Below are 21,156 nucleotides of genomic sequence, written 5' to 3' on the forward strand. Positions count from 1 at the left end.
CGTGACTCTGGGGCTCGCGACGAGATTCTACGCCGGACAAATGGAGTCGCGGTGCTCAAGGTAAATCACATCAGTTTCAGTAGTTCTGAAGGGGGCGCGGCGATTGCGGCGCACAGGCTGCATATGGCCCTAACCGCCAGCGGCGTGAATTCGATCATGACCGTTGCGCGAGGTCAGGAAGGGCCGGGCATCACGACGTTCAAGCCGGCCAAGGGTCTGGGACGAATGATCCAACGGGAAATAGCGCGCAGTATCCGGCGCCGGCATGAAGCGGATTTCTCGGGTTTGATTTCGCTAGGTCAGGTCCGTTCGGGTTTGGCGCAGTACCTGAACAAACAGCCCTCGCAAATTCTGAACCTGCACTGGGTCAATTCGGATCTGATGTCGATCCGCGAGATCGGAAACCTGTCTCATCCGGTTGTATGGACCATGCATGACATGTGGCCGTTATGTGGGGTGGAGCATTACTCTGAGGGCGACGCCTGGAGAAACGGTTACGCGACCCAGCAGGATAGCCGAGCGAGCAGGCTGAACCGCCGTGTTTGGAAAACAAAACAGCGGTTTTGGACGCGGCCGTTCCATCTTGTTGCACCCAGCCGCTGGCTGGCGGATTGCGCCCGGCAAAGCGCCTTGACTCAGGACTGGCCCGTCTCTGTCATTCCCAACGCAATCGACACCGACGTCTGGCGCCCCACCGACCGAGACGCGGCCAGAGACCGATTGGGTCTGCCACGCGATTCTGCTGTCATCGGTTTTGGGGCCATGGGGGGCGACAGCGATCCGCGCAAAGGATTTCTGCACCTCAAGGAAGCTTTGTCGATTCTGAAACAGGAAAGATCTGATATCCGCGTTCTGATATTCGGCGCGGATGCGCATGAGGTAGATCTGCCCTTTCCGGCTCATTTCACTGGACAACATTCAGTGCCCGAGGAACTGCGGTCTGTTTACGCGTGCGCGGACGTTTTTGCGTTGCCGTCCCGACAAGACAACCTGCCCAACACCGGCGTGGAGGCGCTTTCTTGCGGTATTCCGATCGTCGGGTTCAAGATCGGCGGATTGCCCGATCTGGTCCCGAACCCCGGGTGCGGGCGGCTGGCCGAGCCGTTTGATGCGCGGGGCTTGGCGGATTGCCTAAAGGGGGTGATCGATGATCAGCGTTCCTGCCAGGTTCAAGGGCAGAAGCGCGACGGGAATGCCGCGCGCAAACATGCCCTGCAGAGCTACGCGATGCCAATCGTGGCCGAGCAGTACAGGCGCCTTTATGAAACACTGGGGTTGAAGGCGCAGTGAGAGGCGGAGGACCTCAACCGCTCGAGTTGCCAACCTCATGTTCCAGCCGCTGCCGCGCGATCAGTTCGTTGCGCCGGGCCTTCTGCTGGTCTTCCATGCAGCGTTCGACAAAGCTAAGGTGCTGTTCCACCGCCTGCCGGGCGGCTTCGGGGTCGCGGGCCTGAAGCGCTTCGTTGATTGCCCTGTGCTGGTTCAGGATCGCGTCGCGCGTCGTGCGCTGGTGGAACATGATCTGGCGGTTGTAGAACACGCCCTGCCGCAACAGATCGAACATCGACCGCATCATATGCAGCATCACCACGTTGTGGCTGGCCTCGATGATGGCCATGTGGAACTGCGCGTCCAGATGGGCCTCGTCATCGGCCGCGTTGCGGGCATGGGCGGCCTCCATCTTGTCGAAGATCGCCTGGATCACCTTCAGGTCGCTGTCCGAGCCCAGCCGCGCGGCGCGTTCGGCCGCCAGCCCTTCCATGTCGCGCCGGAACGACAGGTAATCGAACACAGCCTCGTCATGGCTGCTGAACAGACGGATCAGCGCCGGCGAAAAGGCCGAGCCCAGAACCTCGGCCACATAGATGCCTGACCCGGCCTTGGCGGTCAGCAGGCCTTGCTCCTGCAGTTGCGAGATCGCCTCGCGCAGCGATGGGCGCGACACGCCAAGCCGGTCGGCCAACTCGCGCTCGGACGGCAGGCGTTCGCCGGGGCGCAGGATCCCGCGCAGGATCAGCAACTCGATCTGTTTGACCACGGCCAGGGACAGTTTCTCGGTCTGGACTTTCTGAAAGGGCATCGGATCATCGCTGAAAATTGGTCAAATCATATGACCACACATGCCCGGCCCGCGCAAGAACGGGCCGCGATCACATTGGCTGAAACACTAGGTCAGTATTATTGACTTTAAGCGCAGAGGTCATAGCGTCAGTCCGACCCAGCGGAGGAGGCTCGGCCCATGCACCAGTTATTTGCAACGCGCGCCGCGCGCATGAAGGCATCCGAAATCCGAGAGCTGCTGAAACTGCTGGACCAACCCGGCATCATTTCCTTTGCCGGCGGTATCCCCGATCCGGCGCTTTTTCCGGCCGAGGCCTTTGCCCAAGCATTCCATCAGGCGCTTGGCGCCGACAGTCGGGCGCAGGCGCTGCAATACTCCGTGTCCGAAGGGTATATGCCGCTGCGGGAATGGATCGCCGGCCACATGCGCCAGATCGGCATCGACTGCGGCCCCGACGACGTTCTGATCACCTCGGGCTCGCAGCAGGCGCTGGACTATCTGGGCAAGCTGTTTCTGTCACCGGGCGACACGGCGCTGGTCGGATGGCCGACCTATCTGGGGGCTTTGGCGGCCTTCAACGCCTATGAGCCACGCTTTGACCGGTTGCGCGCAGGCGGCAATGCGGGCGCGGCGCAATACCGGGCCGCCGCGGGGCCGGGGGCGGTCAAATACGCCTATCTGTCCCCCGACTTTGCCAACCCGACCGGCGAGACCGTCGATCGGCAAGGGCGCGAGGCCCTTCTGGATCTGGCCGAGGAGTTGGACTGCGCTCTGATCGAGGACGGCGCCTATCAGGCCCTGCGCTATGACGGGCAGGCGATACCGCCGATCCTCGCGCTGGAACTGGCGCGGAAGGGCGTTCTGCAAGCCTGCCGGACGATCTATTGCGGCAGTTTTTCCAAGACCCTGTCGCCCGGGCTGCGGGTGGGGTGGGTCGTGGCGGCGCGGCCCGTCATCGCGCAGCTTGTGCTGATGAAACAGGCCGCCGACCTGCATTCGGCCACCATCAACCAGATGGCCGTGCACCAAGTGGCCCAAACCTGTTTCGACAGCCACATCCCGAAGGTGCGCGCAGCCTACCGTGCGCGACGCGACGCGATGCTGGCGGCGTTGGATCGGCACATGCCCGAAGGCGTGCAATGGACCCGGCCCGAGGGGGGCATGTTCATCTGGCTGACCCTGTCGCCCGGCTCGGATGGCGCGCAGCTGCTGGCCCGCGCGCTTGAGACGGTCAAGGTCGCCTTTGTGCCCGGACAGGCCTTTCATCCCGATGGCAGCGGTGCCAACACGATCCGGCTGAGTTTCTCCAACTCGGACGAGGCCACGATTGCTGAGGGTATCGCCCGGTTGGGCACGGTCCTGCGCGGCTGAGCGCGGGAAAGCTTTCGTTAACCATTTTGCCGCAAAGCTGCGGCATGATCCGGTTCTTCGCCTTGCTGGTGCTGGCCGGCTGCTCGGCCGGCACGCCCCATTTCCGCGACCTGCCCGCGACCCGCGTGGCCGTGAACGGCAGCGTGTTCGACGTGCGCCTGCGCGGTGACCTGGCCGAGGCGGTCCGCGTCAACAGCCAATATGCCCCGCGGCTGGGGCCGATCCGGGATCGGGCCGCATTGGCCATGGCGCAGGTCTCGAGCTGTCCGGTCGCTGACGTGTTGGGTGACGCGGCGGTGACCGTGGGCATCCTCGCCTGCGACCGCAGGGCGTCGGACCGGCTGTTGCTGGCTGCGGTCACGCCGACCAACTATGAATGCATTGACTTCGGAACCTATGACAGCGGGTCGGACACCGGATACCAGGTGTTCGAGTGTTCGCCTTATTGAATCCGCGCTATTCCGCCCAAATCAGCAAGATATTGTGGATAACTCGGCCCAATATCCCATATCCTGCGCAACTTCGTTGACTCGCGGCCATTCCCTTGTCCAGACTTTCAGGGAACGGGAATCATGGAAATCGGCCTTTGCGCTTCACCAAACTCAAACTCACCGGCTTCAAAAGCTTCGTCGATCCGACCGATCTGATCATCGCGGACGGGTTGACCGGTGTGGTGGGGCCCAACGGCTGCGGCAAGTCCAACCTGCTCGAGGCGCTGCGTTGGGTGATGGGCGAGAACCGCCCCAAATCGATGCGTGGCGGTGCAATGGAGGATGTGATCTTTGCCGGTGCCGCCACCCGTCCGGCGCGCAACTTCGCCGAGGTCGTCCTGACCATGGACAACTCGGAACGTCTGGCCCCGGCCGGGTTCAATGACAGCGATCAGATCGAGATCGTGCGTCGCATCACCCGCGACGTGGGTAGCGCCTACAAGGCCAACGGCAAGGACGTGCGCGCCCGCGACGTGCAGATGCTGTTCGCCGATGCCTCGACCGGCGCGCATTCACCCGCGCTGGTGGGGCAGAACCGGATCGCCGAGCTGATCAACGCCAAACCCCGCGCCCGCCGCCGCATTCTGGAAGAGGCCGCCGGCATCTCGGGCCTGTACCAGCGCCGGCACGAGGCCGAACTGAAGCTCAAGGGCACCGAGGCCAACCTGACCCGCGTCGATGACGTGCTTGAACAGTTGGGCACGCAGCTGGCGCAGCTGGCGCGCCAGGCCCGTCAGGCCGCGCGGTATCGTGAGATCGGCGAGCAATTGCGCCAGGCCGAAGGCATGTTGCTGTATCGCCGCTGGAAAGAGGCCGACATGGCCCGCCAGCAGGCCGAAGAGCGTCTGCGCGACCGCACCACCGAAGCCGCGCGCGCCGAGGCCGAGGCCCGCGCCGCCAGCGCGAAACGCGCCGAGATCGAAGAAACCCTGCCTCCGTTGCGCGAGGAGGAAGCCATCGCCGCCGCCGTCCTGCAGCGCCAGCAGGTACAGCGCGATCAGCTGTCCGATCAGGAAACCCGCGCGCGCCAGACCATCGAAACCCTGACCGCCCGCATCCAGCAGCTGGGCCGCGACATCGAGCGGGAAACCGGTTTGAACCGCGACGCCGGCGAGATGATCGAACGGCTGGAATGGGAGGCCCGCGAACTGGCCAAGGCTGCCGAGGGCCATGACGACAAGCTGGCCGAAGCCGCCGAAATTGCCCGAGAGGCCGCCGCGGTTCTGCAGGAACGCGAGGATCTGCTGGCGCAGGAGACCGAGGACACCGCCCGTCTGGTCGCGCGTCACCAATCGGCGCAGCGCCTGGTCGAGGACAGCCGCAAGACGCTGGCACGCTCCGAGGCCGAAGAGGAAAAGGCCCGCGCGGCCGTTGCCGAGGCCCGCGCCGCCCTGACCCGCGCCGACGAAGCGTTCGAGGCCGCGCAAGCGGCCGAGGAAGAGGCCCGCGACGCCGCCGAAGCCGCTGAAGAAGCGCTGGCCGCCGCCGACGAGCTGCGCGGTGAAACGCAGGCGCGTGAGGCCGAGGCCCGCGCCCAACGCTCCGAGGCCGAGGGCGAGCTGGGCGCGATTCGGGCCGAGACCACCGCGCTGGCCAAGCTGGTCGAGCGCGACACGGCCGAGGGCGGGCAGGTGCTGGACCTGCTGCGGGTCGAGCCGGGCTTTGAAAAGGCGCTGGGGGCCGCGCTGGCGGATGACCTCCGCGCCCCGCTGGTCGAAGGCGATGGCCCGTCAGGCTGGGTGCAGGTGCCGGGCTATGATGCCGATCAGCCGTTGCCGGACGGGGCCGAGCCGCTGGCGCTGCACGTCTCGGGGCCGGACCGCCTCAGCCGTCGCATCGCGCAGATCGGCCTGATCGACGCAGATCAGGGCGCGCGGCTGCAACCCTTGCTGAATCCCGGCCAGCGGCTGGTATCGCGCTCGGGCGATCTGTGGCGCTGGGACGGGTTCCGCGCCTGGGCAGAAGATGCCCCCAGCGCTGCGGCGCTGCGGCTCGAGCAGCTCAACAAGCTTGAGGCGCTGAAACAGCAGTTGGCGCAGGTCGAAGCACAGGCCGATGGCGCCCGCGCCGCGCACGAGGCCCTGTCGCGGCAACTGGCCGAAGTTACCGAGGCCGACCGCCGCGCTCGCGAGGCCCGCCGCGCCGCCGATCAGCGCATGGCCGAAGCCGCCCGCGCGCTCAGCCGAGCCGAGGCCGACCGCAACCTGGCGCAGGGCAAGCTGGAGAACCTGACGCTTGCGGTCGACCGCCACAAGCAGGATGCAATGGCGGCCCGCGCCCAGCTGCGCGAGGCCGAGGCCGCGCTGGCCGAGCTGGGCGATCTGGACACCGCCCGTGCCCGGGTCGAGGACATCAAGCAGACGGTCGAGGCCGCGCGGATCACCATGCTGACGCACCGTTCGACCCATGACGAGTTGCGCCGCGAGGGCGAGGCCCGCACCCGCCGCGCACAGGAGGTGGCCAAGGACCTGAGCGGCTGGAAACACCGTCTGGAAACAGCCGAGAAGCGCATCGCCGAATTGGCCGAGCGCAAAGCCAGTTCCGAGGAAGAGCTGACCGAGGCGATGGCCGCGCCCGCCGAGATCGCCGAGGCACGCGAAGAGCTGAACGAGATGATCGAGGCCGCCGAGGCCCGCCGCGCCGAGGCCGCCGACAAGCTGGCCCAGGCCGAAGCGTTGCAACGCGAGGCCGTGCTGGCCGAGCGCGAGGCCGAGCGCAAGGCCTCGGAGGCGCGCGAAGCCCGCGCCGCGGCTGAGGCGCGGTTCGAGGCGGCCAAGGAAAGTGTCGCCGCCGCTGCCGAGCGCATCGCCGAGGATCAGCAACTGACCCCGAACCAGTTGTTGAACCAATTGGACGTGAACCCTGACGACATGCCCGCCGCCGATGCCCTGGAAGCTGAGGTGAACCGCCACAAGCGCCAGCGCGACGCGATGGGCGCGGTGAACCTGCGGGCCGAGGAAGACGCCAAGGAGGTTCAGGAGGAGTTCGACACGCTCAACAGCGAGAAATCCGATCTGGAAGAGGCGATCAAGGCGCTGCGCAGCGGCATCGCCAGCCTCAACCGTGAGGGCCGCGAGCGCCTGCTGACTGCATTCGAACAGGTCAACGCGAACTTCGCCATGCTGTTCAAGCATCTGTTCGGTGGTGGCGAGGCCAATCTGGTGATGGTCGAGAGCGACGACCCGCTGGATGCGGGGCTCGAGATCATGTGCCAGCCGCCGGGCAAGAAGCTGTCGACCCTCAGCCTGTTGTCGGGCGGGGAACAGACCCTGACTGCCACCGCGCTGATCTTCGGCGTGTTCCTGGCCAACCCGGCACCGATCTGCGTTCTGGACGAGGTCGACGCGCCGCTGGACGATGCCAACGTGACCCGGTTCTGCGATCTGCTGGACGAGATGTGCCGCCAGACCGACACGCGGTTCCTGATCATCACCCACCACGCGGTGACCATGGCGCGGATGGACCGTCTGTTCGGCGTGACCATGCAGGAACAGGGCGTCAGCCAACTGGTCTCGGTCGATCTGAAGAAGGCCGAGCAGATGGTCGCCTGACCGCTCACTGCAACGTTATTCCGCGATCGGGCCGGGCCGGGCTAGGCTGGCTGCATGAAACACGTGTTGCTGATCGCCGCGGCCTGCGCCGCCTCGCCGCTCTGGGCTGCCGAATGGGCTGTACGCCCCGGTGATATCCCTCTGAGCCCCGCTGAACTGAACGCGCTGGCCGGGCGAACGCTGACTTTCTATGACGACGGGCAGTCGAAATACTCGGCCGGTGGGGCCTATTCCTATACCTATTCGGCGGTCAATGGCGGCGGAACGGCCTTCGGAACCTACAGAATCGCCGCTGATGGCAGCATCTGTGTGCAGTACCGCAACGGGTTCGACCGCTGCGATCTGTACGTGCGCAACAATGGCCGGTTGATCCTGATCACCGAAAAAGGTGAACGTTACCCGGTGCGACCCGAGTGATCGGGGCCTCTCCTTCACCCGCCGTGCCCAACCAGGAATCGACCGATGACCCGACCCGCTCCGACCCTGCACATGCTTTGCGGCAAGATCGCCGCGGGAAAATCGACGCTTGCCGCCCAGCTCGCGAGGCAGCCCGGCACAGTTCTGATTTCCGAGGACGCCTGGCTGAAGCCGCTTTTTGCCGATCAGATGGTGACAGGTGCCGACTATCTGCGCTGTTCCACGCGTCTGCGGGCGGCGATGGGTCCGCATGTCACGACTCTGCTTGAGGCGGGCATGTCGGTTGTTCTGGATTTCCCGGCCAACACGGTCGAAACCCGCGCCTGGATGCGCGAAATTCTGGATCAGACCGATACAGCGCATCAGATGCATGTGCTGACCACGCCCGACGCCGTTTGTCTGGCCCGACTGCAAGCACGTAACGCAGCGGGCGACCACGCCTTTGCCGCGACCGAAGAACAGTTCCGCCGGTTTTCCAAGCATTACGCGGAACCGACGCCTGAGGAAGGATTCACGCTGGTGTTCCACGACCCAACGGATTGAGCGGCTAGAGTCGGTTCAGCAAATCAACCGTCGGCCATGCGTCCGCAGGCAGTCCCAGCCGAGCCTGTTCAGCCTGTACTGCAGCGCGCGTTCCGGCCCCCAAGATGCCGTCGATCTTGCCCACGTCGTGGCCGCGCGCCTGCAGTTTCGCCTGCAGCTGTTTCATCTGCGCGCCGGTCAGGCCCGGATCGGGGTTGCCCGCGGCATAGACTTGTGCGCCTTCGAGGCGCGTTCCGAAATAGGCCGCGGTCAGGACATAGACAAAGCTCTGGTTCCACTCGAAATAGACATCGAAATTCGGATAGGCCAGAAAGGCCGGCCCCTTGCGCCCCTGCGGCAGGATCAGCGAGGCCGGCAGGTCGGCCAGCGACCCGCTGCGCGCCTGCACGCCCATCGCCTGCCAGTCCGACACCGGGCGCGGTTTGCCCAGCCCGCTCAGCGACCAGTCCATCTGTGCGGGCACGGTGACCTCCTGCAGCCAGGGCTGACCCGCCTGCCAGCCCAGATGCGACAGCATCTTGCCGCCGGACATCAGCGCGTCGGGGGCCGACGTTTTCAACCGCACATGCCCGTCGCCATCACCGTCCACGCCGTTTTCCAGAATGTCACGGGGCAGCATCTGCACCATGCCGATCTCGCCCGCCCATGCGCCGGTGGTGCGGTTCGGGTCGAAATCGCCGTTCCGGAACAGCTCGATCGCGGCAAAGATCTGCGGCCGGAACAGCTCGGGCCGGCGGCAATCATGGGCCAGCGTCACCAGCGCATTGCGGGTGTTGAAATCGCCCTGGAACGCGCCGTAATCCGTCTCGAACGCCCAGAAGGCCAGCAGGACCCCGCGCGACACGCCGTATTCGGCCTCGATCCGGTCGAACACGGCGTCGTATTTCTGCGCCATCGCCTGGCCGCGCCTGATCCGGTCCTGCGAGATCAGGCGGCGAGAGAATTCGATGAACGGTTTCTGGAACACGCCCTGCGCGCGGTCGGCCTTCAGCACCTTGGGGTCCTGCTGCACACCGTTGAAGAACGCATCGACCGTGGCCGTATCGAACCCCTGCTGTGCCGCTTCGGCCTTCAGTCCGCGAACAAAGGCGTTGAAGCCGCCGCCACATTGGGCAAGGGCCGGGGAGGCGAACAGGCAAGCGGCCACTAGGCCCGGGACAAAGCGCATGACGAAAACCATCCTCAGAAAACCGTGTTCAGAACAACCCACACCGTCAGCCCCGCCAACGCAAGCCCCCAAACCTGCCAAAGGATCCCGCATGCGCGGAAAACCTCTGTCGCGCCGATCGTGCGCCGGGCTTCGCCGTTGACCCAGGCCAGATCGCGCACCTGCCCGTCATAGCTGCGCGGCCCGGCCAGTGCCACGTCCAGCGCGCGGGCCATGGCGGCCTCGGGCCAGCCGGCATTGGGCGAGATGTGGCGCTGCGCGTCTGCGACGATGGCCCGCCATTGGCGCCACTGCCCCGACAGGGCCACGATCATCAGGCAAGTCAGCCGCGCCGGGATCAGGTTCAGCAGATCGTCCAGCCGAGCGGCGGCCCAGCCGAAGTCTCGGTACGTGTCGTTGCGGTATCCGATCATGCTGTCGGCGGTGTTCACCGCCTTGTAGACCAGCAAACCGGGCAAGCCGCCCAGCAGGAACCAGAAAGCCGGGGCGATCAACCCGTCGCTGAGGTTCTCGGCGGCGCTCTCGATGGCCGAGCGCGCAACTTGTGCCTCGGTCATCTGCGAGGTGTCGCGCGACACGATCATCGCCACCGCCGCGCGTCCCTCGGGCAGGGACTGCCGCAGCGCGACGCCCACGGCGCGGACATGCGCCACCAGAGAGTTCTGTGCCAACAGGATCGCGCAGACCACGACCTCGGCCACCCAGCCAAGCCACGCCAGCGCCGCACCGATCACCCAGCCGCCCAAGACCAGCAGAAGGGCGACGAACATGCCCTTGGCGTTGCGATGCGTGCCGCGGTTCAGGCGGCGGTCCAGCCAGCCGATGGCGTTGCCCATCAGCACCGCCGGGTGCCGCAGACGCGACCACAACCAATCGGGCTCGCCCAATGCGGCGTCCAGCAGCATCGCCAGGGCCAGCGTCAGGGCGGTGCTCACAGCGCCGCCTCGAGCCGCGACCAGCCATGCTCGGGCGGCAGGCCCAGCCGCAGGAACCGGTCAGAATAGGGGAAGATGCGGCTCCAGATATGGGTTTGTGCCAGCCGGTCCCGCCAGGCGGCGGCATCGTCCACTTCATACAGGCGGAACAGCGTGGTGCCGCCGACCAAATGCGCGCCCTTGCCGGTCATCAGCGTATCCAGCCGTTCCGTATCACGGGCCAGTCGCGCGCGCGTGGTTTCAGCCCAGGTCGTGTCATTCAGGGCCTGCGCGCCGATGCGCAGGGCCGGGCCGGACACCGCCCAGGGGCCGGTCAGATCGTTCAGTCGCGCGATCAGGTCGGGATGCCCGATGGCAAAGCCCAGCCGCAGGCCCGCAAGGCCCCAGAACTTGCCAAAGCTTTTCAGGACGATCACGCCGGGGCGCTGGGACAGGCTGATCAGCGAGGCATCGGGCGTCACGTCGCAAAAGCTTTCGTCGATCACGGTCAGCGGCGCATGGGCGTCCTCGGCCTGCCAGATCCGGCCGTCGGGATTGTTGGGATGCACGATCACCCGCGCTTGCGCCGGGCCGTCGGGCTGCACCGTCCAGCCCTGCGCGGCAAAGGCGGCGGCGTGTTCGTTGTAGGTGGGCATGGTGATCTGGACCGCACCGACGGGGGCCAGCGCCGGGATCCGCGCGATCAGGGCCGAGGCCCCCGGTGCGGGCAGGATTGCCGCGCTCTCCGGCACCCCCCAGAAGCGACGGGCCGCATTGCTGAGCCGGGCAAAGGCCCCGTGATCCGGCAGGGCGGTCCAGTCGTCAGACGAAAGCCCCTCGACAGGGTAGGGTTGCGGGTTGATCCCGGTCGACAGGTCGATCCAATCGCCTCGCTCGCCGCCATGACGGGCAATGGCGTCGTCCAACCCACCGCCGTGGTCACGCTTGCCGCGCGGGTTCAAGTCGTCAGTGCGGTCAGTCATGCCGGAATCGTCCAAAACGCCGAAATTACCCCGCTTCAAGCGGATTTACGCCGTTTTTACAAGCAAATCCGGTTCATAGAGGAGCGCTGGAGCGACCGTTAACCCTTTGTTAACGAAATAACGTGATCACAGCTTATGGGGGTCGGCACCACTCACCTTATCAAGTGCCGAGGTTGTTGCAAATGAAAGTTCTGATTGTTGAGAGTAACCCCGACCTGGGTCGGGTCTGGCAGCGGCACCTGGAACGGCAGGGGGCTGAGGTTTCTCTGGTCGAAAGCCAGGAGGCAGCGATCCTTGCACTGTATGGCACGCCCTTCGACATCATAATCTTGGATCTGGTTCTGGATTCAGGCAGCGCGTTGGCGGTCGCCGATTTCGCCAGCTACCGCCGCCCGGATGCCCGGGTGATTTTCGTCACCAACACCACGTTTTTTTCCGACGGGTCGATCTTTGCCCACAGCCCCAACGCCTGCGCCTATGTCCAGAGCGGAACGCCGCCCGAGGATCTGGCGGCCATGGTCGAGCACTACGCCGCGGGTCGCTGATCGCGTCCGTGCGGCTCCCAATAGTCCAGGGTGGGGTTGATCGGGATGATCCGGTGCGGATTGATGCTGTCGTGACTGTAGTGATAGTGCCGCACGATATGGTGCAGGTTCACCGTGCCCGCCACGCCCGGCCATTGATACAGTTCGCGCGTGTAGGCCCACAGGTTGGGATAGTCGATCAGCCGCCTGCGGTTGCATTTGAAATGCAGGTGATAGACCGGGTCGAACCGGATCAGGGTCGTGAACAGGCGCCAGTCGGCCTCGGTCAGGCGATCCCCCATCAGGTATCGGTGCGTGGACAGCCGATCTTCCAGCCAATCCAGCGTGTCGAACAGGGGGTGCACGGCCGCGTCATAGGCCTCCTGCGAGGTGGCAAAGCCGGATTTGTAGACGCCGTTGTTCACGTTTGAGTAGACCCTCGCATTGACCTCTTCGATCGCGTCGCGCATCTCGGCGGGCCAGTAGTCGTCGGTGTTGCCGGTGATTTCGTCGAAGGCCGAATTGAACATGCGGATGATTTCCGAGCTTTCATTCGACACGATGGTCTCTTGCACCTTGTCCCACAGGATCGGCACCGTCACCCGGCCCGAGTAGTTCGGGTCGGCGCGTGTGTAGACCTGATAGGCATAGTCCAGCCCATACAAAGCATCGCCGGTGGCGCCGTGATCGTCGGTCTGGAAAGTCCATCCGCGGTCCAGCATGTCCGGATGAACCACCGATACGGTGATCAGGTCCTGAAGTTCCTTGAGCTGGCGGAAGATCAACGTCCGGTGCGCCCATGGACAGGCCAGGCTGACATACAGGTGATATCGCCCGGCTTCAGCCTTGAAACCATCCTTGCCCGAGGGACCCGCACTGCCATCGGTCGTTATCCAGTTTCGAAACTGGGCCGCCGAACGTTTGAACGCTCCGCCGGTGGATTTCGTGTCGTACCAGGTGTCGTGCCAGGTGCCGTCGACCAACAGGCCCATCTTGGATCCTCCGTTTCCGAGTCCGGACAAAGCTTAGTGCGACAGCGCCGCAGTTCACATCGCCGACGGCGCGCAGCATCTCTGCGCAGTCGCACAGTGCCGCCCGGGATGTCTGTGCAACAAATCGCCCACAGGTCCGCGTCAACGGTCGGACTTCACTGGATTTTTACGAAGATACCCCCACAATAGATAGCATAGCTTGGGGGGAATTTTGATGAGTACTTATGTTTCCAAGGAAATTAGCGCCGAATTGGATGCGGCCCGAATCGCATCGCTCAAAAAGTCCAGCCGCCTGCGGGTGGAAATGGGCGACAATACCTACAGAATCCTCAAATTGTGGAAGGATGGTTTCGCCGTAGAGGCCGAGACAACACCGCGTCTGCGTGGACTGGTCGATATTTTTGATGGCGCCAACCACCTGTATCAATGCCTGATCGTCGCTGACGAGGAAGACGGCGGCCAGATGCGATATGAGTTCAAGCGCAGCACCGTAGCGGCGGACAAGGCGCCACTGGATTTCTATCGCGCGCCGGATGCCCCAATCGCCCTTCTTGGTAAAGACGACTAGGGCAGACCGTTCGCGCGGCCTTATTGAAGGTCAGAAAAAGCTAGTTTCAAACGGGCGCACGCGTCCTCGACCCGCGCCCGCTGAGTGGCGAGATTGAACCGTTCGAAGGTCTCGCCTCCCGTTCCAAAACCCGGGCCGGATGACGTTGCGATCCGCGCATCTTCGCGCAGACGGCGCACGAATTCGGCGTGATCCATGCCGGTGCCCGAGAAATCGACCCAGGCCAGGTAGGTTGCCTGCAAAGGCATCGACCACAGGCCGGGGATCTCGGAAATCGTCGCATCGAACAGCGCACGGTTGCCGTTCAGGTGGTCGATCTGGGCATCCACCCATTCGGCGCCTTCGGGCGTGTAGGCCGCGGTGATCATCGCCACGCCAAGTGCGCTGGGGTCATAGTCCAACGTGTTCAGCCGGTGACGCATCTGCGCCCGCAGCGTGTCGTCGGGAATGATCATGTTCCCGGTGCGCTGGCCTGCGATATTGAAGGTTTTGGATGCTGCAGTCAGCGTCACCGTCCAGGGCCGTGCATCCGGCGCGGCCACGTCCATCGGCACGAATTTGTGCCCGGGATAGACCAGATCGTGATGGATCTCGTCCGAGATCAGGATCAGCCCGTTGCGTTCGGCAAAGGCTGCCACCGCGCGCAGCTCGTCCGGTGTCCAGACCCGCCCCGACGGGTTCTGTGGCGAACACCAGATCAACATCCGTTCCGACCCGTCCAGCCGCGACTGTGCGTCGTCCAGGTCGATCTCATAGGTGTCGCGGGCCCGCACCAGCGGGCATTCCACCACCCGGCGGCCGGTCTTGTTCACCTTGTGCGCAAACTCGTGATAGACGGGCGTGAAGATCACCACCCCGTCCCCCGGCTCGGTCCAGACATCGAGGCTCAGCGCGATGGCGTTGCCCAGACCTTGCGAGGTCAGAATCCAATCGGTGTCGATCGCCCAGTCGTGACGGTTCTGCATCCACCACTGCACCGCCTGCAGATAGGCCGGGTGCTGCCAGGAATAGCCGAACACGCCGTGATCCGCCGCACGGCGCACCGCCTCGATCACGCAGGGCGCGGTGGCATAGTCGGAATCGGCGGTCCACATGGCCAGCCCGTCCTCGGGCGAGACGCCGAACAGCTGCTCCATCTTGTCCCATTTCGAGCTGAAGGTGCCCCGGCGGTCGATGAGGTCGTTGAAAGTCATGTCTGCTCCATTCGTTGGCCTGAAAGCTATCGGGAAATTCGCCCGGCGCAAGGGGGGCGTTGCGGCCACGCGCGCGATGACCTAAATCAGCCCCATGAAACGCAACATCCTGATCCATCCCGATCCCCGCCTGAAAAAGGTCTGTGCGCCCGTGGACGACCTGTCGGACGAGCTGCGCGCGCTGGCCGACGACATGCTGGAAACCATGTATGACGCGCCGGGCATCGGGCTGGCCGCGCCCCAGATCGGCGTGCTGGAACGGCTGATCGTGCTGGATTGCGTCAAAGAAGAAGGCGCCACCCCCCGCCCGCTGGTGATGTTCAACCCCGAGATCATCTCGGCCTCGGACGAAACCAGCGTCTACGAGGAAGGCTGCCTGTCGATCCCCGATCAGTTCGCCGAGGTCACCCGCCCGGCCGAGGTCGAGGTCGCCTGGATGGACCAGAACGGCAAGGCGCAGCGCGAAACCTTCGACGGACTCTGGGCCACCTGCGTGCAGCACGAGATCGACCACCTGAACGGCAAGCTGTTCATCGACTATCTCAAGCCGCTGAAACGTCAGATGATCACCCGCAAGATGGTAAAGCTCAAGCGCGAGCTGGCCCGCGCATGACCGTCCGTCCCTGCCTGCCGTGGCCCGACAAGCGCCTGCGCACCAAGGCCGAGCCGGTGACCGAGATCACCGACGAAATCCGCGCCATCTGGGACGACATGATCGACACGATGGAGGCGATGCCCGGCGTCGGTCTGGCGGCGCCCCAGATCGGCGTGATGCTGCGGCTGGCGGTCGTGGACGGCTCGGCCGAGCGTGGCCGCGCGGTGCGCCTGGCCAACCCCGAAATCCTGCACAGCTCGATCGAGCTGCGCGAGCATAACGAGGCGAGCCCGAACCTGCCGGGCGTGTCGGCCAAGATCAAACGTCCGCGTGCGGTGACGGTCCGATACCTCAATGAAAAAGGCGAGATCGACAGACGCGATTTCGTCGGCATCGAAGCCACCAGCGTGCAGCACCAGATCGACCATCTGAACGGCCGGATGTATTTTGACCGTCTCAGCAAGGTCAAACGCGACATGCTGCTGCGCAAGGCGAAAAAGGCGGGGTAGGGCGGCATGCGCGTCATCTTCATGGGAACGCCCGAGTTTTCGGTGCCAGTGCTGGATGCGCTGGTGAGGGCCGGGCACGAGATCGCCGCCGTCTATTGCCAGCCCCCGCGTCCGGCCGGTCGCGGCAAGAAGGACCGGCCCACGCCGGTGCATGCCCGCGCCGAGGCGCTGGGCCTGCCGGTGCGCCATCCCACCTCGCTGAAATCGCCCGAGGAACGGGCTGCCTTTGCTGCGCTGAAGGCCGATGTGGCCGTGGTCGTGGCCTATGGGCTGATCCTGCCGCAGCCGATTCTGGACGCACCCCGGCATGGCTGCCTGAACATCCACGCCAGCCTGCTACCGCGCTGGCGCGGGGCCGCGCCGATCCACCGGGCGATCATGGCGGGCGATGCCGAGACCGGCGTCTGTATCATGCAGATGGAGGCCGGCCTGGACACCGGCCCCGTCCTGCTGCGTCAGGCCACCCCGATCGGACCCGAGGAAACCACCGCCCAGCTGCATGACCGCCTGTCGGCGATGGGCGCCGATCTGATCGTGCAGGCTCTGGACCGCCTGCCCGAGCTGACTCCCGAACCGCAGCCCGAGGTCGGCGTGACCTATGCCGCAAAAATCGACAAGGCCGAGGCCCGCGTGGACTGGTCGCGCCCAGCTGTCGAAGTCGATCGCCAGATCCGCGGCCTGTCGCCCTTTCCCGGCGCCTGGACTCAGATTGAGGGCGAGCGCGTCAAGCTGCTCGCCTCGCGCCTGTCGGACGGGCAGGGCATGCCGGGCGTGGCGCTGGACGACGCGCTGCGCGTGGCCTGCGGCACCGGCGCAGTCGAACTGCTGCGCTTGCAACGGGCGGGCAAGGCGGCGCAGGATAGGGAAATCTTCCTGCGGGGCTGGCCGATCCCGGCCGGAACCCGCCTCGGCTCGGAGACGTCCTGATGTTCATGGTGATGATGGGCACCGTCGTGATTGCCGGCATCGTCGGCTATCTGTCCGAGGTGACGGGCTTTACCCACAACGGGTATCTGCAATCCATCATCATCTGCGTGGGCGGGGCGTTCCTGTTCTATTTCATCCGCATCATGTTCGGAATCAGCTTTGGACCGCCGGGGCTGGATGCGGTGATCTCGTCGGTGGGGGCCTTGATCATCGTGCCCACGCATTGGAGGAAATGAGATGCCCGTCCTTGCTCTGATCGTCATCGGCGCCGCAGCCGGATTTCTGGCCACACGCCTGATGCGGATCGAGGCGGACATCCCCACCACCCTGCTGATCGGTATCGCCGGGGCCGTGGTGGGCGGGCTGATCATGCGCGCCTTGCTGACGGTCATGGGCTGGATGCCCGGATTCGTCGGCGCGGTGCTGGGCGCGCTGCTGCTAATCTGGATCTGGAAGACCTATTTCCGGCGTTGATGCGGCAGGCCGCAGGCCACGCTAGACAGTGCTTTGGCAATCAACTAGGCATCGGCAATGAAAAACTATTTCTTGCCACAAGCTTATAACAACGCATGGGCCAACCACCGAGTTCTGGAGGCTTGCGCGCAATTGCCCCCCGAGGAACTGGCGAAGCACCGTACTGGTTTCTTCCCGTCCATCATCGAGACTCTCAATCACATTTATACGGTTGATCTTTTCTACGTCACCGCTCTAGAAGGCCGGCCAATGGGATTGGACGCCTTCGACCCGGAAACTCCCTATCCCGACTTGCCCGAGCTTTCGGCGCACCAACGCGCCATCGACCAACGTTTCGTGGATGTTTGCCGTGATGAGAAGGTTTTGGATGAAACTGCACGCGTCAGGATTCCACGTGGGGACGTATTGCAAGTCGAGCGGTACGACCGCACGATCCTGCACTTGCTGCAGCACCAGATTCACCATCGGGGACAAGTGCATTCGATGCTTTCGGACACAAAGATCGCTCCGCCGCAATTGGATGAGTTCTTCATGGAGTGGGAGGCTGACAGATCGTTGCGGGCCGAAGACTTCAAATCTCTCAACCTGACCGAGGAAGAGGTCTGGCGCGGCCTCTAGCTTCGTGGCGGGCGTGCCTTGTAGACCGGCAACTGCCAGCCGAACAGCAGCGATCCGGCCCGCAGCGCCCAGCAGGACAGCGCGCACAGGCCCAGTGCCAGCAGCGTCTCCAGCCCCAGACGTGTGGCCACCACGGCCACCAGCGCCCCGGTGAAGGCGCACGAGACATAGAGCTCGCCCTGTTTCAGCACTAGCGGTACCTCGTTGCAGACCACGTCGCGCATCAGCCCGCCCAGGCAGCCGGTGGTCACTCCCATCAGCACCACGATCACGCCCGACTGACCCAGCGCCAGCGCCGCGCCCGTTCCCGCGGCCGCGGCGATCGACAGCGCGAAACTGTCCAGCCAGACCAACCAGTTGTAGCGGCTTTCGACCAGGTGCGCGGTGAAAAACACGACCACCGCCGCCGCCACCGCGATCAGGATATAGTCAGGTTGGCCCACCCAGAAGACCGGGTGCCGATCCAGCAGCAGATCACGCACCGTGCCACCGCCCACCGCCGTCAGACAGGCGATGAAGGCAAATCCCACAAGGTCCAGCTGCGCCCGGCTGGCCACCAGCGCCCCGGTCAGCGCAAAGACCAGAACCGAGGCATAGTCCAGCAGGGCCAGACCGCTCATGTGCGGGCCTTTTTCGGCTTGAACGGGGCCATGCCCGCGCGTGCCAACTCATCTGCGCGTTCGTTTTCGGGGTGGCCGGCATGGCCCTTGACCCATTCCCAGGTCACGTCATGGCGCTGTTGGACTTCGTCCAACCGCTGCCACAGGTCCACGTTCTTGACGGGCTTCTTGCTTGCTGTCTTCCAGCCGTTGCGCTTCCACCCGTGGATCCAGCCCGTCACCCCGTTTTTCACATAGGCGCTGTCGGTCACGATGGTGATTTTCGAGGGCCGTTCCAATGTTTCGAGCGCGCTGATCGCGGCCAGCAGCTCCATCCGGTTGTTGGTGGTCTCGGCCTCACCGCCGTTCAGCTCGCGCTCTTTCAGGACGGTTTCTCCATCCATCGCTCGTAGCAGCACGCCCCAGCCCCCCGGGCCGGGATTGCCCGAACAGGCACCATCGGTATAGGCAAACAGATCAGGCATGGGCCAGCACCAGAATGAAACCGTCATAAGATCCGGACAGCCCCTTTCCCATACCGGTGGTGACACGGTCAATGACGAACCCGGCCTCGATCATTGCGGTCTCGATCTCGGGGCGCGTGAAATAGGTGTAGTAGCGGTCCAGTTCGTCGCGATGCTCTCCGGTGCCGAGTTTTAGGCCCAGAAAAAACACGCCGCCCGGCTTCAGGGTCCGGTGGATGGCGGCCAGGTGTCGCGGGAATTCGGCGCGCGTGGCGTGCAGCAGGGAAAAGCTGGCATAGACCCCATCGTATTCGGCCGTTTCGGTCACGTCGTCGAACGTGCCCAGATGCGCGTCCACGCCATTTGCGCGGGCGTGTTCGACAAAGGCCGGTGTGGCGTCCAGCGCCCGAACCCGCAGCCCCTGGCGCAGAAAGAAACCGCTGTCCGCACCCGGACCCGACCCCAGATCCAGCACCAGCCCGTCGCCGACCGCCTGCGCAAAGGCTGCGCGCGCTTCGATCTGTTCGGGCGGCAGCGGCACTTTCAGATAGTCGTCCACACGGGTTGTGTAGGCGTCGATGGTTCGTTTGTCGCTCACAGGACTACTCCAACGGCCAGGCAGGCCAGCACGACGGCGCTCAGCAGCAGCCGCAGTTTCATCCACCAGCACGGTGTCAGGCCCCAGGACCAGAACAGCGCGTCCAACACCAGCAGCCCGGCAAAGCCGATCATCAGGTTGGTGCCCGCGTCGACCGGCCCGCCGCCGGTGGTGAAGAACGCCCACAGCGCCGGCAGGACCGACAGCACATAACACAGCGCCGCCCGGTTGCCCGAGGTCTTGGTGGCAAAGCCCCACAGAACGCCGGACATGAAGCTGAGGATCACAGCGCCATAAAACAGCTGCACATAGGGCCCCACGAACCGGGGGCCCAGCGCGCGGCTGCCCCAATCATTTAGGTCTCCGCTCAGGTAGGTCAGCGCGCCCCAGACGAAGGGGATCAGACCGGCCAGGCCCAGAACCAATGGTGCGCGGGGGATGCCGCTCATGCGGGCACGCGCAGAATGCGGGGCACCTTGAACTCGACATTCTCGGTGGCGGTTTCGACGGTTTCGACGGTCACGTCATAGCGGTCGCGGAAGGCGTCGATCACCTCGTTTACCAGAACTTCGGGGGCCGAGGCACCGGCGGTGATGGCGATGCTGGAAATCCCTTCGAGCGCGCGCCAGTCGATGTCGGTGGCGCGCTGCACCAGCTGGGCATAGGTGCAGCCCGCCTTGGACGCCACCTCGACCAGGCGGCGCGAATTCGAGGAGTTGGGCGCACCCACCACCAGCAGCGCATCCGACCTGGGCGCAACGGTCTTCACTGCCTCCTGCCGGTTGGTGGTGGCATAGCAGATGTCTTCCTTGTGCGGGCCGACGATGGCCGGGAACCGGTCCTGCAGCGCGGCCACGATATCGCGCGTGTCGTCCACCGACAGGGTAGTCTGGGTGACAAAGGCCAGTTTTTCGGGGTCGCGGACCTGCACCCCGGCCACATCGTCAACCGTTTCCACCAGCAGAACTTCGCCCTCGGGCAGCTGGCCCATGGTGCCGACGGTTTCGGGGTGGCCCTTGTGCCCGATCATGATCATCTGCAACCCGGCCTCGGCGTGGCGCTGGGCCTCGATATGGACCTTGGACACCAGCGGGCAGGTGGCGTCGACATAGATCATCTCGCGCGCGGCTGCGGCTGCGGGCACCGACTTGGGCACGCCATGGGCGGAAAAGATCACCGGCCGGTCATCGGGGCATTCGTCCAGCTCTTCAACAAAGACGGCACCCTTGGCGCGCAGCCCGTCCACGACGAACTTGTTGTGCACGATCTCATGCCGGACATAGACCGGCGCGCCCCATTTCTGCAGGGCCATTTCCACGATCTTGATCGCGCGGTCCACGCCAGCGCAGAACCCGCGCGGGGCGGCCAGATACAGGGTCAGGGGGGGCTTGGTCATGCGTCTGTCTCCTTGAAAGGGACAGGTAAGGCTTTTCCACCTGTTGGTCCAGTCAGGACAGCCTTGTCACCATGCTGACATGAAGTCCTGTTAGCCAATACCCGTTTGAGCACGGGTTCTTGATTAAAGAAGCGCGGTCAGGACACGAAGTCCTGACCGCGCTATTGCTCCACATGTGTGAGTGGTGGATGGCGGAGTT

At 64.6% G+C, this 21,156-nt stretch carries 25 protein-coding genes; 14 read left to right on the top strand and 11 right to left on the bottom strand.

Annotated features, from left to right (window positions below):
• Positions 1-51: 51 nt before the first annotated feature.
• Positions 52-1,290, top strand: a complete 1,239-nt coding sequence (locus ACR0CU_RS17405; protein ID WP_480643528.1) for a glycosyltransferase — start codon at positions 52-54, stop codon at positions 1,288-1,290.
• A 13-nt stretch (positions 1,291-1,303) separates the two neighbouring features.
• Here the strand turns inward: ACR0CU_RS17405 and ACR0CU_RS17410 are convergent, their stop codons facing one another.
• Positions 1,304-2,080 (bottom strand): FCD domain-containing protein, encoded by a 777-nt coding sequence (locus ACR0CU_RS17410; protein WP_170448860.1) that lies wholly within the window; start codon positions 2,078-2,080, stop codon positions 1,304-1,306.
• Between the two features lie 159 nt (positions 2,081-2,239).
• Here ACR0CU_RS17410 and ACR0CU_RS17415 point away from each other — a divergent pair, with 159 nt between their 5' ends.
• The 5 genes from ACR0CU_RS17415 to ACR0CU_RS17435 all read left to right on the top strand — a co-directional run bounded on the left by ACR0CU_RS17415 (position 2,240) and on the right by ACR0CU_RS17435 (position 8,435).
• Entirely contained in the window at positions 2,240-3,433 is a 1,194-nt protein-coding gene (locus ACR0CU_RS17415) for an aminotransferase-like domain-containing protein (protein ID WP_170448862.1), read from the top strand.
• 44 nt (positions 3,434-3,477) lie between these two features.
• Positions 3,478-3,882 (top strand): hypothetical protein, encoded by a 405-nt coding sequence (locus ACR0CU_RS17420; protein ID WP_170448864.1) that lies wholly within the window; start codon positions 3,478-3,480, stop codon positions 3,880-3,882.
• A 137-nt stretch (positions 3,883-4,019) separates the two neighbouring features.
• On the top strand, positions 4,020-7,475 hold the full coding sequence (locus ACR0CU_RS17425; protein ID WP_480643531.1) for a chromosome segregation SMC family protein: 3,456 nt from the start codon (positions 4,020-4,022) through the stop codon (positions 7,473-7,475).
• Between the two features lie 54 nt (positions 7,476-7,529).
• Positions 7,530-7,892 (top strand): hypothetical protein, encoded by a 363-nt coding sequence (locus tag ACR0CU_RS17430; protein ID WP_170445888.1) that lies wholly within the window; start codon positions 7,530-7,532, stop codon positions 7,890-7,892.
• 45 nt (positions 7,893-7,937) lie between these two features.
• Complete coding sequence (locus ACR0CU_RS17435) at positions 7,938-8,435, top strand: P-loop nucleotide/nucleoside kinase family protein (RefSeq protein WP_170448869.1); 498 nt, start codon at positions 7,938-7,940, stop codon at positions 8,433-8,435.
• A gap of 4 nt (positions 8,436-8,439) precedes the next feature.
• Here ACR0CU_RS17435 and ACR0CU_RS17440 read toward each other — a convergent pair whose 3' ends face one another.
• Genes ACR0CU_RS17440 through cobD form a run of 3 tightly spaced genes read right to left on the bottom strand, consistent with a single transcriptional unit; the run spans position 8,440 to position 11,500 of the window.
• Positions 8,440-9,603: a lytic murein transglycosylase gene (locus ACR0CU_RS17440; protein WP_170448871.1), complete on the bottom strand. Its 1,164-nt coding sequence runs from the start codon at positions 9,601-9,603 to the stop codon at positions 8,440-8,442.
• Positions 9,604-9,617: 14 nt separating this feature from the next.
• Positions 9,618-10,538, bottom strand: coding sequence for an adenosylcobinamide-phosphate synthase CbiB (gene cbiB / locus ACR0CU_RS17445; protein WP_170448873.1), 921 nt, complete (start codon positions 10,536-10,538; stop codon positions 9,618-9,620).
• The gene (cobD, locus tag ACR0CU_RS17450) at positions 10,535-11,500 is read right to left on the bottom strand and encodes a threonine-phosphate decarboxylase CobD (RefSeq protein WP_170448875.1); all 966 of its coding nucleotides are present in this window, start codon (positions 11,498-11,500) and stop codon (positions 10,535-10,537) included. The genes cbiB and cobD overlap by 4 nt, the downstream gene beginning before the upstream one ends.
• Before the next feature lie 182 nt (positions 11,501-11,682).
• Between cobD and ACR0CU_RS17455 the strand changes: the two genes are divergently transcribed.
• Positions 11,683-12,045, top strand: coding sequence for a response regulator transcription factor (locus ACR0CU_RS17455; protein WP_170342693.1), 363 nt, complete (start codon positions 11,683-11,685; stop codon positions 12,043-12,045).
• Here ACR0CU_RS17455 and ACR0CU_RS17460 read toward each other — a convergent pair.
• The gene (locus ACR0CU_RS17460; protein ID WP_170448876.1) at positions 12,027-13,016 is read right to left on the bottom strand and encodes a glutathione S-transferase family protein; all 990 of its coding nucleotides are present in this window, start codon (positions 13,014-13,016) and stop codon (positions 12,027-12,029) included. The two genes, ACR0CU_RS17455 and ACR0CU_RS17460, sit on opposite strands and share 19 nt — an antisense overlap.
• Positions 13,017-13,230: 214 nt before the next feature.
• On the opposite strand from ACR0CU_RS17460, the gene ACR0CU_RS17465 reads away from it, so the two are divergent.
• Positions 13,231-13,584, top strand: coding sequence for a hypothetical protein (locus ACR0CU_RS17465; RefSeq protein WP_093965240.1), 354 nt, complete (start codon positions 13,231-13,233; stop codon positions 13,582-13,584).
• A gap of 20 nt (positions 13,585-13,604) precedes the next feature.
• On the opposite strand, the gene ACR0CU_RS17470 is transcribed toward ACR0CU_RS17465, so the two are convergent.
• Positions 13,605-14,777, bottom strand: a complete 1,173-nt coding sequence (locus tag ACR0CU_RS17470; protein WP_480643534.1) for a MalY/PatB family protein — start codon at positions 14,775-14,777, stop codon at positions 13,605-13,607.
• A 94-nt stretch (positions 14,778-14,871) separates the two neighbouring features.
• Between ACR0CU_RS17470 and def (ACR0CU_RS17475) the strand changes: the two genes are divergently transcribed.
• The 6 genes from def (ACR0CU_RS17475) to ACR0CU_RS17500 are packed head-to-tail and all read left to right on the top strand — an operon-like array spanning position 14,872 to position 17,900.
• Positions 14,872-15,390, top strand: coding sequence for a peptide deformylase (def, locus tag ACR0CU_RS17475; RefSeq protein ID WP_005981311.1), 519 nt, complete (start codon positions 14,872-14,874; stop codon positions 15,388-15,390).
• Entirely contained in the window at positions 15,387-15,881 is a 495-nt protein-coding gene (gene def, locus ACR0CU_RS17480) for a peptide deformylase (protein WP_170343410.1), read from the top strand. The genes def (ACR0CU_RS17475) and def (ACR0CU_RS17480) overlap by 4 nt, the downstream gene beginning before the upstream one ends.
• Positions 15,882-15,887: 6 nt before the next feature.
• Entirely contained in the window at positions 15,888-16,808 is a 921-nt protein-coding gene (gene fmt, locus ACR0CU_RS17485; protein WP_170448881.1) for a methionyl-tRNA formyltransferase, read from the top strand.
• Positions 16,808-17,044 (top strand): hypothetical protein, encoded by a 237-nt coding sequence (locus ACR0CU_RS17490; protein WP_005981317.1) that lies wholly within the window; start codon positions 16,808-16,810, stop codon positions 17,042-17,044. The genes fmt and ACR0CU_RS17490 overlap by 1 nt, the downstream gene beginning before the upstream one ends.
• Before the next feature lies 1 nt (position 17,045).
• Entirely contained in the window at positions 17,046-17,282 is a 237-nt protein-coding gene (locus ACR0CU_RS17495; protein WP_149776373.1) for a GlsB/YeaQ/YmgE family stress response membrane protein, read from the top strand.
• Between the two features lie 57 nt (positions 17,283-17,339).
• Entirely contained in the window at positions 17,340-17,900 is a 561-nt protein-coding gene (locus tag ACR0CU_RS17500; protein WP_170448883.1) for a DinB family protein, read from the top strand.
• On the opposite strand, the gene ACR0CU_RS17505 is transcribed toward ACR0CU_RS17500, so the two are convergent.
• Genes ACR0CU_RS17505 through ispH form a run of 5 tightly spaced genes read right to left on the bottom strand, consistent with a single transcriptional unit; the run spans position 17,897 to position 20,957 of the window.
• Positions 17,897-18,520: a trimeric intracellular cation channel family protein gene (locus ACR0CU_RS17505; protein ID WP_170370058.1), complete on the bottom strand. Its 624-nt coding sequence runs from the start codon at positions 18,518-18,520 to the stop codon at positions 17,897-17,899. The two genes, ACR0CU_RS17500 and ACR0CU_RS17505, sit on opposite strands and share 4 nt — an antisense overlap.
• On the bottom strand, positions 18,517-18,984 hold the full coding sequence (gene rnhA / locus ACR0CU_RS17510) for a ribonuclease HI (RefSeq protein WP_170370056.1): 468 nt from the start codon (positions 18,982-18,984) through the stop codon (positions 18,517-18,519). Before rnhA ends, ACR0CU_RS17505 begins: the two co-directional genes overlap by 4 nt.
• The gene (locus ACR0CU_RS17515) at positions 18,977-19,561 is read right to left on the bottom strand and encodes a class I SAM-dependent methyltransferase (protein ID WP_170370054.1); all 585 of its coding nucleotides are present in this window, start codon (positions 19,559-19,561) and stop codon (positions 18,977-18,979) included. The genes rnhA and ACR0CU_RS17515 overlap by 8 nt, the downstream gene beginning before the upstream one ends.
• Complete coding sequence (locus ACR0CU_RS17520; protein ID WP_170370052.1) at positions 19,558-20,010, bottom strand: DUF3429 domain-containing protein; 453 nt, start codon at positions 20,008-20,010, stop codon at positions 19,558-19,560. Before ACR0CU_RS17520 ends, ACR0CU_RS17515 begins: the two co-directional genes overlap by 4 nt.
• Positions 20,007-20,957: a 4-hydroxy-3-methylbut-2-enyl diphosphate reductase gene (ispH, locus tag ACR0CU_RS17525; protein WP_170441980.1), complete on the bottom strand. Its 951-nt coding sequence runs from the start codon at positions 20,955-20,957 to the stop codon at positions 20,007-20,009. Before ispH ends, ACR0CU_RS17520 begins: the two co-directional genes overlap by 4 nt.
• Positions 20,958-21,156: the final 199 nt, after the last annotated feature.

The sequence above is a fragment of the Ruegeria sp. BC2 genome, assembly GCF_056539245.1.